The sequence below is a fragment of the Streptomyces tremellae genome, assembly GCF_039540215.1.
GTDB classification, from domain to species: domain Bacteria; phylum Actinomycetota; class Actinomycetes; order Streptomycetales; family Streptomycetaceae; genus Streptomyces; species Streptomyces tremellae.
Genome location: NZ_BAABEP010000024.1, coordinates 82,190 through 96,448 on the forward strand (window position 1 = coordinate 82,190; position 14,259 = coordinate 96,448).

11 protein-coding genes are annotated in these 14,259 nt (G+C 72.3%); 7 read left to right on the forward strand and 4 right to left on the reverse strand.

Going from position 1 to position 14,259, the window contains the following annotated elements; all coding sequences use genetic code 11:
- The first annotated feature begins 94 nt into the window (after nucleotides 1-94).
- A complete protein-coding gene (locus tag ABEA77_RS18160) occupies nucleotides 95-637 on the forward strand; it encodes a TetR/AcrR family transcriptional regulator (protein WP_345648295.1) in 543 nt (180 codons plus the stop codon).
- Between the two features lie 383 nt (nucleotides 638-1,020).
- On the opposite strand, the gene ABEA77_RS18165 is transcribed toward ABEA77_RS18160, so the two are convergent.
- The 3 genes from ABEA77_RS18165 to ABEA77_RS18175 form a co-directional block, all read right to left on the reverse strand.
- Nucleotides 1,021-1,941, reverse strand: a complete 921-nt coding sequence (locus tag ABEA77_RS18165; protein ID WP_345648297.1) for a sulfotransferase domain-containing protein — start codon at nucleotides 1,939-1,941, stop codon at nucleotides 1,021-1,023.
- Nucleotides 1,942-2,275: 334 nt separating this feature from the next.
- Complete coding sequence (locus ABEA77_RS18170) at nucleotides 2,276-3,292, reverse strand: Gfo/Idh/MocA family protein (RefSeq protein ID WP_345648300.1); 1,017 nt, start codon at nucleotides 3,290-3,292, stop codon at nucleotides 2,276-2,278.
- Complete coding sequence (locus ABEA77_RS18175; RefSeq protein ID WP_345648303.1) at nucleotides 3,289-4,662, reverse strand: NDP-hexose 2,3-dehydratase family protein; 1,374 nt, start codon at nucleotides 4,660-4,662, stop codon at nucleotides 3,289-3,291. Before ABEA77_RS18175 ends, ABEA77_RS18170 begins: the two co-directional genes overlap by 4 nt.
- Before the next feature lie 321 nt (nucleotides 4,663-4,983).
- Between ABEA77_RS18175 and ABEA77_RS18180 the strand changes: the two genes are divergently transcribed.
- From ABEA77_RS18180 to ABEA77_RS18200, 5 genes are all read left to right on the forward strand, one after another.
- Entirely contained in the window at nucleotides 4,984-5,190 is a 207-nt protein-coding gene (locus ABEA77_RS18180) for an MbtH family protein (RefSeq protein WP_345648306.1), read from the forward strand.
- A 127-nt stretch (nucleotides 5,191-5,317) separates the two neighbouring features.
- Nucleotides 5,318-6,103 (forward strand): thioesterase II family protein, encoded by a 786-nt coding sequence (locus tag ABEA77_RS18185; protein WP_345648309.1) that lies wholly within the window; start codon nucleotides 5,318-5,320, stop codon nucleotides 6,101-6,103.
- A gap of 13 nt (nucleotides 6,104-6,116) precedes the next feature.
- Nucleotides 6,117-7,370, forward strand: coding sequence for an activator-dependent family glycosyltransferase (locus ABEA77_RS18190; protein ID WP_345648312.1), 1,254 nt, complete (start codon nucleotides 6,117-6,119; stop codon nucleotides 7,368-7,370).
- Nucleotides 7,367-7,975, forward strand: a complete 609-nt coding sequence (locus tag ABEA77_RS18195) for a dTDP-4-dehydrorhamnose 3,5-epimerase family protein (RefSeq protein ID WP_345648315.1) — start codon at nucleotides 7,367-7,369, stop codon at nucleotides 7,973-7,975. The genes ABEA77_RS18190 and ABEA77_RS18195 overlap by 4 nt, the downstream gene beginning before the upstream one ends.
- Before the next feature lie 5 nt (nucleotides 7,976-7,980).
- Nucleotides 7,981-8,898, forward strand: coding sequence for an NAD-dependent epimerase/dehydratase family protein (locus ABEA77_RS18200; RefSeq protein ID WP_345648317.1), 918 nt, complete (start codon nucleotides 7,981-7,983; stop codon nucleotides 8,896-8,898).
- A gap of 30 nt (nucleotides 8,899-8,928) precedes the next feature.
- Here ABEA77_RS18200 and ABEA77_RS18205 read toward each other — a convergent pair whose 3' ends face one another.
- Nucleotides 8,929-9,834 carry a 2OG-Fe dioxygenase family protein gene (locus ABEA77_RS18205; protein ID WP_345648320.1) on the reverse strand — a complete coding sequence of 302 codons (906 nt, stop codon included), beginning with the start codon at nucleotides 9,832-9,834 and terminating at the stop codon, nucleotides 8,929-8,931.
- 511 nt (nucleotides 9,835-10,345) lie between these two features.
- On the opposite strand from ABEA77_RS18205, the gene ABEA77_RS18210 reads away from it, so the two are divergent.
- Nucleotides 10,346-14,259, forward strand: a 3,914-nt coding sequence (locus ABEA77_RS18210; protein ID WP_345648323.1) for a type I polyketide synthase, incomplete at its 3' end; no start/stop codon positions are given.

Genomic DNA, 14,259 nt, shown 5'->3' on the forward strand with positions numbered 1-14,259 from the left:
GCCGCGGTGGTCCACCGACCGGGCTGGACTGCCCTGAGGACGGCTCCGGGTGCCTCGGCGTTCAGGTAACCGGAGCTCCTGCGGACTGGGCCGCATGTTCCGGTCGCAGGGCATCGACGGGGTCGGCATCGCCGGGCTGATGAAGGAGGCCGGACTCACCCACGGCGGCTTCCACAACCACTTCGCCCCAAAGAACGACCTGGCCGTGGAGGTGTGCGGCGCCTCGTTCGCGGCCTCGCCCGCGAGCTTGGCCCGGACGATCGAGGACGGTCAGGACCGGGCAGGCTCTCCGCTGGAGCGGGTCGTGGCCGGATACCAGTCCACCGCGCACCGTGATGCCCCGGACGGAGGCTGCCCCTCCGCCTCCTTGGCCACCGACGCCGGACGGCAGAGTGAGGCCCTGCAGAGGGCGTACGCCGAAGGCGTCGAGGGATACCTTGCCGACTTCACCGCGGAGTTCCTGCGCGAAGCCGAGGAAGAGAGGCGTGAGCCAGACCCGGACGAGACCCGCCGTAGGGCCATCCCCCTGCTCGGCCAGATGGTCGGCGCGCTGATGCCCGCCCGCGCCGTACGCCACGTCGAGCCCGCTCTCTCCGACGAGATCCTGCGGGCGGGCCGCGGCCATGCCCTCGACTGACGCGGCTCAGAACCACCGCCGTACGGGTCACCGAGCCCGTTGCACCCGCCGGCGCAGGGCGAAAGGGGCTCGGCGAGGGTGGTGACGTGCGCCGCCGGTCGAGCCGGTGGAGGCCATGGTCCGGGCACCACCGGTGTCCGGCCCGGCGCCTGCGGCCCGCGTCCGGGCGGCGAACCGCCTGCCAGGGGCGGGCCGCGGCCTTCGTGGTCGCGTGGAACGCGTGCCGGCGGAGTCGGGGCCCCTCGGCGGCGACGCGTACCGGACGGCGCAACCCTGCCGGAAGCGGCACGGAGCCTCATGGCATTCGGGAATCACCTGGCGGCCGGAGGGCGCCCGCCGCCGACACGGCCGGACGCCGGCGGCAGGGCCCGCAGGGCATCAGGTCAGGGACCGGTGCGGGTGGGCTCGCCGGGGGCGGGCCCGTCGCGGTGGAGCCAGTCGAGGAAGGACTTCGGGGCCAGCTCGCCGACCCGCTTCCGGTAGTTGTCGAGATCCTCCTCCGTCAGGAAATCCCGGCTGCCGCCCGAGCGCCCGCTGCGGAAGAATTTCGAGGGATCCCTGAGTATCTCCGTGTCGGGCGCCAGCCGCTCCGCGCGGTTCCTCATCTCGTCGAAGGTCGCGGCCTTCACCAGGCCGGGCCAGAGCGACTCGTCCACCGCGATGCCCAGCCAGTCGGCCAGCGCCCTCATCTGGCCCGCGAGGTCGGCGCGCAGGTCGACGTAGTGCAGGACCTTCACGTTCGGCGCCGTCTGCCGCTGCCACGCGTCGTAGAGGTGGTGCACCGTCTGATGCAGGCTCTCGGGGACCTCGGCCCCCTGCTCGTCCGTCGGCTGGGGCAGACACCAGAACTGGAGCCATTCGCCGATCGGCGGGAGGGGCGGGGGCGGCTGCCGGGACTGCGGGTCCGAGTGGTCCTGGGCGGCGTACACCCGCTCGACGTCGATGTTGGCGGTCTGGTGGTAGACGGACAACGCACGGTCGAGAGGATGCCTGGCGACCACGATGTAGCTGACGCGTGGGTCGAGTGGGAGGCCGTCGAGGGGAGTGTGCGTCTTGATGACGCGGCGGTGCTCCTGCTGGGCCAGCCGCGCGAAGACCTCCTCCTGCGGTCGCAGCCGGTCCAGCCACGGCGGCTGGTCGAGCCACGGCGACAGGGTCTCCAGCGGCTGCGGGAGGTCGGGCGTCTGGAAGATGAGCAGGGCGCAGATCATCTGCGCCCAGGTCGTGCCGCACTTCGGCGGGGTACTCACGACGATGTCGCCGTCACGCACGGGAAAGTCGTCCCAGCGGGCGCTGTTGTGCACCGGCGACAGATACCGGCGCGGTGTCGCAGCCATCATCGTCCCCCGACCGCGCCGAGCACGTCACCCGGCGCTGACGCGTCGCGGCGGGCCGGGACGCGAGTCGCCTTCCACCCGGTGCGGTGTCCGCCACCCGGCCGGAACATGGTACGGGGCGCGGCCTGCGGGGGTGGTACTGACCGATGCTGCCTCATGACAGCGTCCTTGACCTGCATGGAGGCACCTTTCGTGCGCGTGTACGTACGGAATGGACACGGCGCCGATCCTTCCGGTGCGGGGCGGCACGGACATCCGAGGTCACCACCGTTACGGCCGCCGACGGCCCTGCGGTCAGGGCTCACGGGCGGTCGTCCACCGCGACCCGTACGGCCCGTGCGCGTATGTCGTCCACGCATTCCATGAGAGCGATCGCCTCCTCCCGCAGGTCGGCCTCCGCGCTCTCCTCCCCCCGTGCACCCCCGCGCACCGCGGCCGTGAAGTCCTGGAGACAGGTGCGCAGTTGATCCGAAGCCAGCAGGGTGAACCGCTCCTCGTGGTCTTGTTCCACCAGCACAAGCTCCGGCCGATGGGCCGGCGGCGGGGTGAACGCGCGCGTCACCGACAGCCGGCCCTTGTCCCCCCACAGCGTGTACGACGACGCGTAGGCGTGCTCGAAGCCGAACGTCACCTGGGCGAGCACCCCCGAGGGCGAGACCAGCAGTGCCTGCCCCGACAGGTCGAGCCCGTCCGACGCGCGGACGCGGAGCGTCGCGCCCGCCACCCGCGATCCGCGGCCGAGCAGCAGCGCCGCGGCGCGCAGCGGATACACGCCCACGTCCAACAGCGCCCCGCCCCCGAGGCCGGGCGCGTACCGGATGTCCTCCGCGGGCATCGGCGGAATGCAGAAGGACGCCCGGAACGCGCTCGGCGTACCGATCCGCCCGCGCCGCACCAGGTCCTCGGCGAACGCGTGCTGCGGGTGGTGGAGGAACATGAAGTTCTCCCGCAGCACCAGACCGCGTTCCCCGGCGAGCGAGCACAACCTGCGCGCCTCGTCGGCGTCGACGCCGAGCGGCTTCTCGACCAGGACGTGCTTGCCCGCCCGCAGCGCGCGGTCCGCCCAGACGTGGTGCAGCGACGTCGGCGTCGAGATGTACACCGCCTCCACGTCGGGGCGTCGCAACAGCGCCGCGCAGTCCGGCTCCGCCTCGCAGCCGAACTGCCCGGCGAATCGGCGCGCCCTGTCCACGGACCTGCCGGCGACCGCGACGAGCTCGACCTCCGGCATGCCGACCGCGGTGGGCAGCGTGCGCCTGCGGGCGATCGACGACGTGGCGAGCGCGCCCAGGCGCAGCGGTCTGACGCGGGCGTTCACAGGGTGCGCAACGCCGCTACCAGTGTCCTGGCCTGCACGTTCACCTGATGGTTGTAGCGGAGGAGTTCGTCCAGCTGGCATGGCGTCACCCAACAGAAGTCGTCCGGGGGATCAGGGAAGTCGTCGCCCACCTCGATGATCAGATAGCGGCTCTGCGCATTGCGGAACCTGCCGCCTTCCTCCGACAGGACCACGTCGAAGCCGGCGCCTTCGGCGCGGATCAATGCCTCGGCGAGATAGGGCGGTTGCCCGGCCGCGGGCAGGTGGGCGTAGTTCTCGGGCATGCACTGCACCGTCGGGCCCAACTCGACCACGTTGTGGAAGCCCGGCTCGGCCCGCGCCCGCAGCAGGGCGTGCGGCACACCGTCGACGCGGCGGACGAACAGGGCCACGACTGCCGTGCCGTACGGTTCGAGCAGGGGCTGGGTCCAGGAGGGCACCTCGCGGCGGTCGGAGGAGACGTCGACCGCCACCACCTTGAAGTACAGCGCCCGCTCATGGGCCACCTCGTCCGCGGTGCGGTGCCAGCCTGCCACCTCGGCGAGGCCGACCGGCACCACTTCGACCTCGTGCTCCGCCCGTCGTCGCGTGATCCAGCTGCGGATCTCCTGGTCCGCGTGCAGCGCGCGGCGCATGCCGTCCCGCCGCCAGTCGGGCAGGCAGGACAGGACGGTCCGCGCATCCATGTTGACCAGGTTGTCCTGCCGCAGCAGCGCGTTGACCTGGCCCAGGGTCAGCCAGGCGAAGTCCTCGCCCGCCTCGGCCTCGGGGCCGACCTCCACGATCATGTTGCGGTTGCACTTGTGCAGGAACCACGAGCCCTGTTCCGACTGGAGGACGTCCGCGACGACGGAACGGGGGTCGGAGCGGCGGAAGAGACGCAGATAGGGGACGGCCGAACCGCCGTGCACCCGGGAGTAGTTGCTCTTGGTCGCCTGCACGGTCGGCGACAACTGCACCCCGTTGACGTTCCCCGGCTCGGGCTTCGCCTGCATCAGCAGGTGAGGCACCCCGTCGAAATCCCGCAGCGCGATACCCAGCAGGCCGATCTCCGGCTGCCGGATGATCGGCTGCGACCAGGCGGGCACCGGCCCGAAGTCCGACCGCACCCGCAGCCCGTGTACCGAGAAGAACCGCCCGCTCGCGTGCCGCAGATCGCCCGTGCGCTCGTCGAAGGCCCAGTCGCGCAACGCGGCGAACGGCACCCGCTCCACGCGGTGGGCGTGTGCGCGCCGCCGGCCGTCCAGCCAGGCCAGCACCTCCTGGTTGCTCATCACCCCGCCGTCGACCGCGGCGGCAGAGGCGGCGAGTCTCGACACGCTGCGGGGCTCCGCGGCGCGGGACAGCAACGTCAGACCTGTTGCGGTCATCGACGCTCCTTCGCTGATTCCGAGTGGATACGGCCGGTTCCGGCAGACACGGATGCTCGGGGCGAGGCAGTCCGTGTGGCGGGGTGCGGCAAGGGGCCGGCGCCGCACCGCCGGCCGGCGCGTGCGCGCGAGAAGAGTGGATCCAGCGGCTGTGGCCGCGCAGCAACACTGCCACAGGAGTGTCCGCCTGGCACCGGCGCGCGGCGCGATCGGATCCGTAACTGCGGCTCTCGCGGACGCCGCCGCCCGCGCGGCGCGTGAGGATGACGGCGTTCGGGTGGGTCCTCCACCGGCAGGACGGCATGAGAGGCAGAGAGCGGCGTGAATCCCTTCGACGATCCCGAGGCCGAGTTCCTGGTGCTGGTCAACGACGAGGGCCAGCATTCGCTGTGGCCCGTGTTCGCGGACGTGCCCGGCGGCTGGCGCGTCACCCACGGCAAGGACACCCGCGAGGCGTGCCTGGCCTACATCGAGGAGAACTGGACGGACATGCGGCCCAAGAGCCTCATCGAGGCCATGGGCGGCTGAGCCGGCCGCGGCTTCCGCCGCCGACCCGTGCGGGAACGCCGGCACTGGTCGGGAAGGGGGCCCGCGACGTTGACGTACCCCTCGCGACAGGGGGCAGGGAACAGCCGAGGAAGGGACAACGAAGGCCATGGCGCCGTACGCCACCGGCGAGAGCAGGTGGTTCCGCAGGTTCCGTCCGAGCCGGGAGGCCGAGATCACCCTGGTGTGCCTGCCGCACGCCGGGGGGACCGCGAGCTTCTACCTCCCGCTCTCCGAGCTGCTGCCTCCGACCGTGGAGGTGCTGGCCGTCCAGTACCCAGGACGGCAGGACCGGCTGCGCGAGCCCTGCATCGAGAGCGTCCCCGAGATGGCACGAGCCGTCTTCGACGTGCTGGGGCCGCTCGCCGCGCGGCGCCCCGTCGCGCTGTTCGGCCACAGCATGGGCGCCAGCGTGGCATTCGAACTGGCCGCGCTGCTCGAACGGGAGCCGGGGACGCCGCCGCGGGCGCTTTTCGCGTCCGCCAGGGCCGCGCCCTCACTCCACCGCGGCGGGGACATCCACCGCCTCGACGACGCCGGGCTCGTCGCCGAACTGCACCTGCTCAGTGGCACCGACACGCAGATCCTCGACCAGCACGAGCTGCTGCAGCTGGTCCTGCCGTCGATCCGCAGCGACTACAAGGCGTCCGAGACCTACAGGGCGGAGCCCGGCGCGCCCCTGCGGTGCGACATCGTGGCGCTCACCGGCGAAGCCGACGAGCAGGTCCCGGTCGAGGAGGCGGCAGGCTGGCGGCAGCACACGACGGGCGGTTTCACCCTGCGGGTCTTCCCCGGCGGCCACTTCTACGTCACCGACCACGCGGAAGCGGTGGCCGCGGCGATCACGGACACCCTCTGTACGGCGCCGGCTCGCGGCGGACCGACGAGCGGCTGAGGAGAACCCGACGATGCGTGTGCTTTTCGTGACGCTCTCCGACAGGTCGCACCTGCTGTCCATGGTGCCGCTCGCCTGGTCCCTCGCCGTCGCGGGCCACGACGTCCAGGTCGCGAGCAGCCCCGCCCTGATGGGCGCCGTCAGGAGCGTGGGCCTGACCGGGGTCCCCGTGGGGGAGGACCACAACTTCCACGAGATGCTGGCGCGCAACCGGGGCTCCCTGGAGAACCCGCTGTCCGACTGGTCCACCCCGACCCTCGAGACGCACTCCTGGGAGCAGGCGCTGGCCAAGCTCAGGGCCGCCGTCCTCTTCTCGCACCAGGTCTACAACGACCCGATGATCCCGGACCTGGTGGCGTACGCCCGCAACTGGCGCCCCGATCTGGTCGTCTGGGAACCCCTCAGCTACGCGGGGCCGGTGGCGGCGCGCGTCGTCGGCGCCGCCCACGCCCGGCTGCTGTGGTGCTTCGACAACCACTCCGCGATGCGCGACGTCTTCCTCAGGCGTCAGGCGGAACGCCCCTGGGAGCGCCGCGAGGACCCGCTGGCCGGCTGGCTCGGCGGGCACCTCGCCCGCTACGGCAGCTCGTTCGACGAAGAGGTGCTGGTCGGCCAGTGGACCATCGACCTGGTACCCACCAGCCTGCAGTCTCCGCTCGCCGCGGAGCGGATACCGGTCCGCTGCCTCCCCTACAACGGCCCGTGCGAGATACCCGGCTGGCTGAACGAGCCGCCCGAACGGCCGCGGGTCGTCCTGACCCCCGGCATCTCCACCCGCGCCGTCGTCGGCGACAGCCTCCTCCCGATCCCCGACATGATCGACACACTGGGCGGCATGGACATCGACGTGGTGGCGACGCTGCCGGCGGACGAGGCCGCCAAGCTCGGCAAGACGCCCCGCAACACCCGCATCGTCGACTTCGTCCCCCTGCACGCCCTGCTGCCCACCGCCTCGGCCGTCATCCACTACGGCGGCTACGGCTCCTGGACCACGGCGCTCGTCAACGCCGTCCCGCAGCTCATCCCCACCATCCGCTACGCCGACTGGTGGAACAGGGCGACGAGCCTGGCCGAGGCCGGTGCGGGACTCGCCTTCCACGCCTCGGAACTGACGGCGGACGTCCTGCGCGAGGGCGTGCAACGGCTCGTGGGGGAGCCGTCGTTCAGGGAGGCAGCCGAACGCCTGCGCCAGGAGAGCCTGAGCGCACCCACCCCGCACGACCTGGTGCCCGTACTGGAAAACCTCACCGCGGAGCGTCGCCGATGAAGGTCCGAGAGCTGGCAGTGCCCGGAGCCTACGAGTTCGTCCCGGATGTCCACCGCGACCGGCGCGGTGCGTTCGTCGCCCACTACACGGAAACCGCCTTCTCCGAAGCAGTGGGCCATCAGCTGCGTCTGGGCCAGGTCCACCACAGCTTCTCCCGGCGCGGTGTCATCCGCGGTGTGCACTACGAGGACGTACCGCCGGGCCAGGCCAAACTGGTGACGTGCCCCGCCGGGGAACTGCTCGACGTGGTGGTCGACCTGCGGGTCGGCTCCCCGACGTTCGGCCACTGGGACAGCACCCGGCTCAACCCCGACACCTGCCGGGCGGTGTACCTGGAGGAAGGGCTCGGGCACGCGTTCATCGCCCTGCGGGACGACACGGTGGCCGCATATGTGACGTCGGTGGAGTACGACCCGGCCGCGGAGCACGAGATCGACGCCCTCGACCCGGCGCTCGCCCTGCCCTGGCCCACCGGCATGGAGTACGTGGTCAGCCCACGCGACCGGGACGCGCCGACGCTGGCCGAGGCCCGGCGTGCCGGGGCGCTGCCGTCGTACGACGCGTGCCTGGCGCTGCACGCGTACAGGCAGGGCGCGGCACGGTGAACGGCGTGGGCGGCCGGCCCGCGGGCCACGCCGTCGTCATCGGCGGCACGGGCTTCCTCGGACGGCACATCTGCACCGCGCTCGCGGCCCGCGGGCACGACGTCACGGCCGTGGCGAGGAAGCCGGCCGAGCCGGTTCCCGGAGCCCGTTTCCTCTCACTGGATGCGGCGTCGGCCCCGATCGGGGAGATCGCCGAAGCGCTGGGCTCCGCCGATGTCGTCGTCAACGCCGCGGGCGACATCGGGGCGGACGACGAGGAGCGGATGACGGCCGAACACGTCCTGCTCGTCGACCGGTTGGTGCGTGCCGTCGCCACGCTGAGCCGCCGGCCGCGGCTCGTGCACCTCGGCACGGTGCACGAGTACGGGCCCGTCCCCGACGGCACCGCCATCGCCGAGGACCACCCGCCGTCCCCCGTCGGCGTCTATGCGCGCACCAAGCTGGCCGGCAGCCGGATCGTCCTGGACGCCGCGGACGCGGGGGACGTGGACGGCTGCGTGCTCCGCGTCACCAACGGCTGCGGACCCGGCGCCCCGACGGGCGGCTTCCTCGGCCGGCTCGCCGCCCAACTCCGCACCACGAGCGAGGAAGCACCGCTCACCCTGACCGTCGTCGACGACCAGCGCGACTTCGTCGACGTGCGCGACATCGCCGAGGCCGTGGCGCTGGGCGCGGGCGTACGGGAGACCCGGCCCCTGATCAACATCGGTTCCGGCACCGCCACCAGCATGCGGGAACTCGCCGGCATCCTCGTCTCCGCGTCGGGCGTGCCCCCGCACCTGGTACGGAAGGGACGCGCCCCGGTGCACAGCAAGGGCGGCGCCTGGACCCAGGCCGACATCAGGCTCGCGCGCAGCGTGCTCGGCTGGTCCCCGCGGGTGCCGCTGAAGCAGTCGCTGCACGACCTGTGGGCCGCCTCGTGACGTCGTCGTCCCGAGGCGGCGGCGCCGTCGCTAGGCGGACTGCGCCCCGTCGAGGACGCGCAGGCCGACCGCCATGGGAAGGTCCGGGTGCGGCCTGAGGGAGTCGAAGGAGCGCGAGTGGTGCCCCTCGGCCACCGGTTTGCGGGTCAGGAAGGCCAGCAGGTCCCGTGTCGCGCGCTTCGACGTGTCGGCGGCGTACAGGGTCGAGACGCTGTGCTTGCTCTCGTGGTCGACGAGCAGGCACGTGTCGAGGAAGTCGCGGTGCTGCGCCCTGGCCCGGACGAGGTCGGCGTCCGTGTCGTGCCACCGGGTGCCGTTGGCCTCGCGCATGTCGTGCAGGAACGTGACGGCGCTGTCGTCCCTCATGTTCTCGCTGCCCAGATAGGTGGTCATGGTGTGGTCGACGCCGTCACTGTGCACACCTTCGAGCGCCGGCTCGCCGATCAGGTCGCCGTCGGTGATCGTCCGTACGTTGAGCAGTGTGCAGATCCACTGGTCGCTGTCGTAGTCCAGCTTCGGGCGGCGAGTGACCGGCACGCCCTCGACGACCATGTACTTGAAGACGAAAAGCGCCTGCAATGCGGTGTTGCGTTGCAGATCGTCCTGGATCTCGTCGAACATGCGCACCCGGCCGGAATCGTGCCGTACGAAGTCGTCCTCCGTGGACAGCAGGAAGGGCTGGAATTCGAGCCGCCGCACCTGCATGGACCGCGGGTCGAAACCGAAGCGCCCCGTCCTGGTCTTTCGGAACGGAAGGGTGGGGTCGCTCGTCAGCGCGTCACTGACCGTCGTGAGTTTCTCCAGGTCGTCGTCCGTGGCGCCGAGTTGCTTGACGATTCTCGTGAGCTGGGTGCCGGGGACGAAGACGAAGCGGTCGCGTAGATAGGCCGAGCGTATGTCGGAAATCTCCGAAACCACGGCGTCGTGGTTCTGCATGTCCTTTTTCCTTCCGCGCTGGTGCGGCAGATTCGTCCGGCAGGGGCCGACGGCCGCACTGGTGTGCTGCCCGCGGTCCGTGGGCGGTACGCAGGCGGGGGGCGGGGCCAGGAGGGGTACGGCGGGCCGGAGGAGGGATCGGCGGACCGGCGCCGAAAACCCCGGCGTGCGCTGACGCCACACTTATCATCCGACGGCCCGTCGGGCAATGGATCGCGAAAGCGTGCATGGAGGCCGACGAACCGAGAAGGCAATGGCGACGTGTGCGTCCTGGCGGCCGTAGGCGCACGTCACCCGCCTTCCGGAATTCCCGGGCGACTTCCCTCAGCACGCCGGGAGCAGTGCGGGGGCGGCGTTGTAACGGCGGTGATCGCGGATGCCGCAGAGGGGCCGGGCGCCGGACAGTCAGGGGCGGTTGATGTCTGACACATCGAGGGCGTGAACTCCACGCCGGGCTTCTTCGTCATTCGTTTCCGTTCGCCCGTACGTCCGGTGCTGGAGGTTTCTCTCGATGACCACTGTCGGCCTGCCGGGAGGAGCCGCCGCCCCGGACACGGCGATTGCCGTGATCGGTGTCTCCTGCCGGTTTCCTCAGGCGGAGAACCCGCGGCGGCTCTGGGAGTTGCTGGCGTCGGGCCACAGCGCCGTCACGGAGGTCCCACCGGACCGCTGGACGACCCCGGCCTCGGGCGGGGCGCCCCGGTGGGGGGCCTTCCTCGACCGGCCGGCTGACTTCGACGCGGGCTTCTTCGGCCTCTCTCCCCGCGAGGCGCCGCTCGTCGACCCGCAGCAGCGCCTCGTGCTGGAACTTGGCTGGGAGGCCCTCGAAGACGCCCGGATGGTCCCACGGGAGGTCAGCGGCAGCCGACTTGGCACGTTCGTCGGGGTGAACGCGGACGACTACGCGAAACTGCTGACCCGCCACCCCGAGGCACTCGGCGCCCACCACACCATGCCGGGCACCCAGCGCGGCGTCATCGCCAACCGCCTCTCCGCCTTCCTCGGCGCCTGCGGCCCGAGCCTCACGGTCGACTCCGCGCAGTCCTCCTCCCTGGTGGCCCTGCACCTGGCCTGCGAGAGCCTGCGCTCAGGCGAGTCGGAGCTGGCCATCGCCTGCGGCGTCAACCTGCACCTGATGCCGGAAGGCGTGCTGCTCGCCGCCAGTCTCGGAGGTCTCTCTCCCGACGGCCGCTGCTACACGTTCGACGCCAGGGCCAACGGATACGTGCCGGGCGAGGGCGGCGGCGCCGTCGTGCTCAAGCCCCTGCGCGCCGCGGTCGAGGACGGCGACCGCATCCTCTGCCTGGTGCGGGGCAGCGCGACCAACAACGACGGCAGGGGAGAGACGCTCACCACTCCGACCGCGGACTCCCAGGCCGACGTCGTCACCCGGGCCTGCGCGCGGGCAGACCTGTCCCCGGCCGACGTCCGCTACGTCGAGCTGCACGGCCCCGGGACTCCGGTGGGCGACCCGGTCGAGGCCGCCGCGCTGGGCGCGGCCATCGGCCGCATGCGCCCGGCGGGCCGGCCCCTGGCGGTCGGGTCGATCAAGACCAACATCGGCCACCTGAGCGGCGCGGGCGGCATCGCCGGGTTCATCAAGACCGTCCTGGCCCTCAGGCACCGGCTGCTGCCCGCCAGCCTCAACTTCGAGACGCCGAACCCCCGGATCCCCCTGGACGACCTCAACCTCCGGGTGCAGCGGGAACTCGGCCCGTGGCCGGACGACCCGGGGCCGGACGAGGAACTCGTCGCGGGAGTGAGCTCGTTCGGCATGGGCGGCAGCAACTGCCATGTCGTGCTCTCCGACTGGCGCCCAGAACCGGCCGGGCAGCACCCCGGCGGGCACCGGGGACCGCGTCCCCCGCTCGTGCCCTGGATCGTCTCCGGCCGCTCCGAGGAGGCGCTGCGCGGGCAGGCGCACCGCCTGGCCCGCTTCGCTGAGGGCGCCGACGGCGGGGACCCGGTGGACATCGGCTGGTCACTGGCCGCCTCGCGGTCGCCCTTCGATCACCGTGCCGTGGCGTTGGGCACGGACAGGAGCGAGCTGGCCGGGGGCCTGTCGGAGCTGGCCGAAGAGGGCGCCGGGCCCGGCGTGGTGTCGGGTTCGGTGGCGGAGGGCGACGTGGGCGCGGTGTTCTCCGGGCAGGGCGCGCAGCGCGTCGGCATGGGCAGGGGGCTGTCGGCCTTCCCGGCGTTCGCCGAGGCGCTCGACGAGGTGCTCGGGGTCTTCGACGAGGTCGCGGGCGGCGTGGCCGACGACGTCGGGCTCTCGGAAGGACTGCGGGAGTTCTTCGGCGTCTCCGACGGGTTCTCGGCCCGGATGCGGGACGTGATGTCCCAAGACGCCGACGGGCTGGACGGCACGGGCTGGGCGCAGCCCGCGCTGTTCGCGTTCGAGGTGGCTCTGTGGCGTCTGCTGGCGTCGTGGGGGGTGCGTCCCTCCGTCGTGGCGGGGCATTCGCTGGGCGAGCTGGTGGCCGCTCACGTGGCCGGTGTGTGGGCGTTGAAGGACGCGGCCCGGGTCGTCCTGGCACGCGGGTGGCTGATGTACGCGCTGCCGGCGGGCGAGGGCGTGATGGTGGCGGTGGGTGCAGGCCCCGAGGCGGTGCGCCCGGGCGGCGGCGTGGAGATCGCGGCGGTCAACGGCCCCGAGTCCGTGGTGCTCTCGGGACCTGTGGGACCGGTGCTGGCCGAGGTGGGCCGCCTGAAGGAACGGGGGGCGAGGACACGGCGCCTTGCGGTGTCCCACGCGTCCCACTCGGCGCTGATGGAGCCGATGTTCGAAGCGTACGGACGGGTGGTGCGGTCGGTGGAGTACCGCGAGCCCGCCATCCCCGTGGTGTCGAGCGTCACGGGACGGGTGGCAGCTCCGGGAGAACTGCGGGAACCGGCGTACTGGGTGCGCCAGGTCAGGAAGACGGTGCTGTTCGCCGATGCGGTCACCGCGATGCGCGAGCACGGCGTGGCGACCTTCCTGGAGATCGGCCCCGACGCCGTTCTCACCCCCATGGTCAGGGAGTCTGCCCGGCCGCGTACCGGCGACGAGCGGACGCGGCCCGTCGCCGCCGTCCCGTCCTGCCGCAGGGACCGGGACGAGGCGCGGACCGCGGCCACGGCGCTGGCCCACCTGTGGGTCCGTGGCGAGGACATCGACTGGGCGCCGTTCTTCCCGGGGGCGCGCCTCGTCGATCTGCCCACCTACGCCTTCCAGCGGGAGCGGTTCTGGATCGAGGCCGGGCCGGCACCGGAACAGCAGGCCGCCGAGGCCGCCCCGAGGGCCGCCGAGGCCCCCGCCCCCAGGGCCGCCGAGGCCGCGGCGCAGGGCCCTCGGCGCGTCGGCGGACGCCTCGGCTCCGTCCTGGCGGGCCTGTCCGGGCCCGCGCAGCGTCAGGCCGTCCTCGACGCGGTGTGCGAGCAGGCCGCGTCCGTCATGGACCACACCGGGCGGGTCGAGGCCACGCTGACCTTCAAGGACCTCGGCTTCGACTCGCTCATGGCCCAGGAACTGGCGGACGGCCTCGCCGCACGCACCGGCCTGCCCCTCGGGGGGCGCCTGGTCTTCGACTTCCCGACCCCCCGCGCCCTCGCCCGCCACCTCCACGAGGAGATCACGGGGGAGCGCCGGGCAGAGGTCGCGCACGTCGCGATGGCCACGGCGGAACCCCTGGCCATCGTGGGCATGGCCTGCCGCTACCCCGGCGGGGTGAGCACGCCGGAACAGCTGTGGCAGCTCGTCGCCGCCGAGGAGGACGCCATCTCCGAGTACCCCGCCGACCGGGGCTGGGACCTGGACGGCCTCTACCACCCGGACCCGGAGCACTGGGGGACAAGCTGTACACGCAACGGCGGCTTCCTCACCGGGGCCGGCGAGTTCGACGCGGAGTTCTTCGGTATCTCGCCGCGCGAGGCGCTGGCGATGGACCCGCAGCAGCGGCTGCTGCTCGAAACGTCCTGGGAGGCACTGGAACGGGCCGGCATCGATCCACGCTCCCGCCGCGGGTCGGCGACCGGCACCTACATCGGTGCCACCAGCCAGTACTACGGTCCACCGGCCCGCCAGGCCGCCGAGAGCTTCGCCGGCTTCCTGCTGACCGGCAACACCCCGAGCGTCATGTCGGGCCGCATCGCCTATGCGCTCGGACTCGAAGGACCGGCCGTCACGGTGGACACGGCGTGCTCGTCCTCGCTCGTGGCGCTGCACCTGGCGGGCCAGGCACTGCGGTCGGGCGAATGCGACCTCGCCCTCGCGGGCGGCGCCACGGTCATGGCGTCCCCGGACATGTTCGTCGAGTTCAGCCGGCAGCGCGGGTTGTCGGCCGACGGGCGGTGCAAGGCGTTCTCCGCGGGCGCCGACGGCACGGGATGGGCCGAGGGTGTGGGTGTGCTGGTGGTGGAGCGGTTGTCGGATGCGCGGCGTCTGGG

Coding starts and splice junctions, on each gene's coding strand:
- ABEA77_RS18160 (WP_345648295.1), top strand. CDS start 95: ATGTTCCGGTCGCAGGGCATCGACGGGGTCGGCATCGCCGGGCTGATG.
- ABEA77_RS18175 (WP_345648303.1), bottom strand. CDS start 4,662: ATGACCGCAACAGGTCTGACGTTGCTGTCCCGCGCCGCGGAGCCCCGC.
- ABEA77_RS18185 (WP_345648309.1), top strand. CDS start 5,318: ATGGCGCCGTACGCCACCGGCGAGAGCAGGTGGTTCCGCAGGTTCCGT.
- ABEA77_RS18190 (WP_345648312.1), top strand. CDS start 6,117: ATGCGTGTGCTTTTCGTGACGCTCTCCGACAGGTCGCACCTGCTGTCC.
- ABEA77_RS18195 (WP_345648315.1), top strand. CDS start 7,367: ATGAAGGTCCGAGAGCTGGCAGTGCCCGGAGCCTACGAGTTCGTCCCG.
- ABEA77_RS18205 (WP_345648320.1), bottom strand. CDS start 9,834: ATGCAGAACCACGACGCCGTGGTTTCGGAGATTTCCGACATACGCTCG.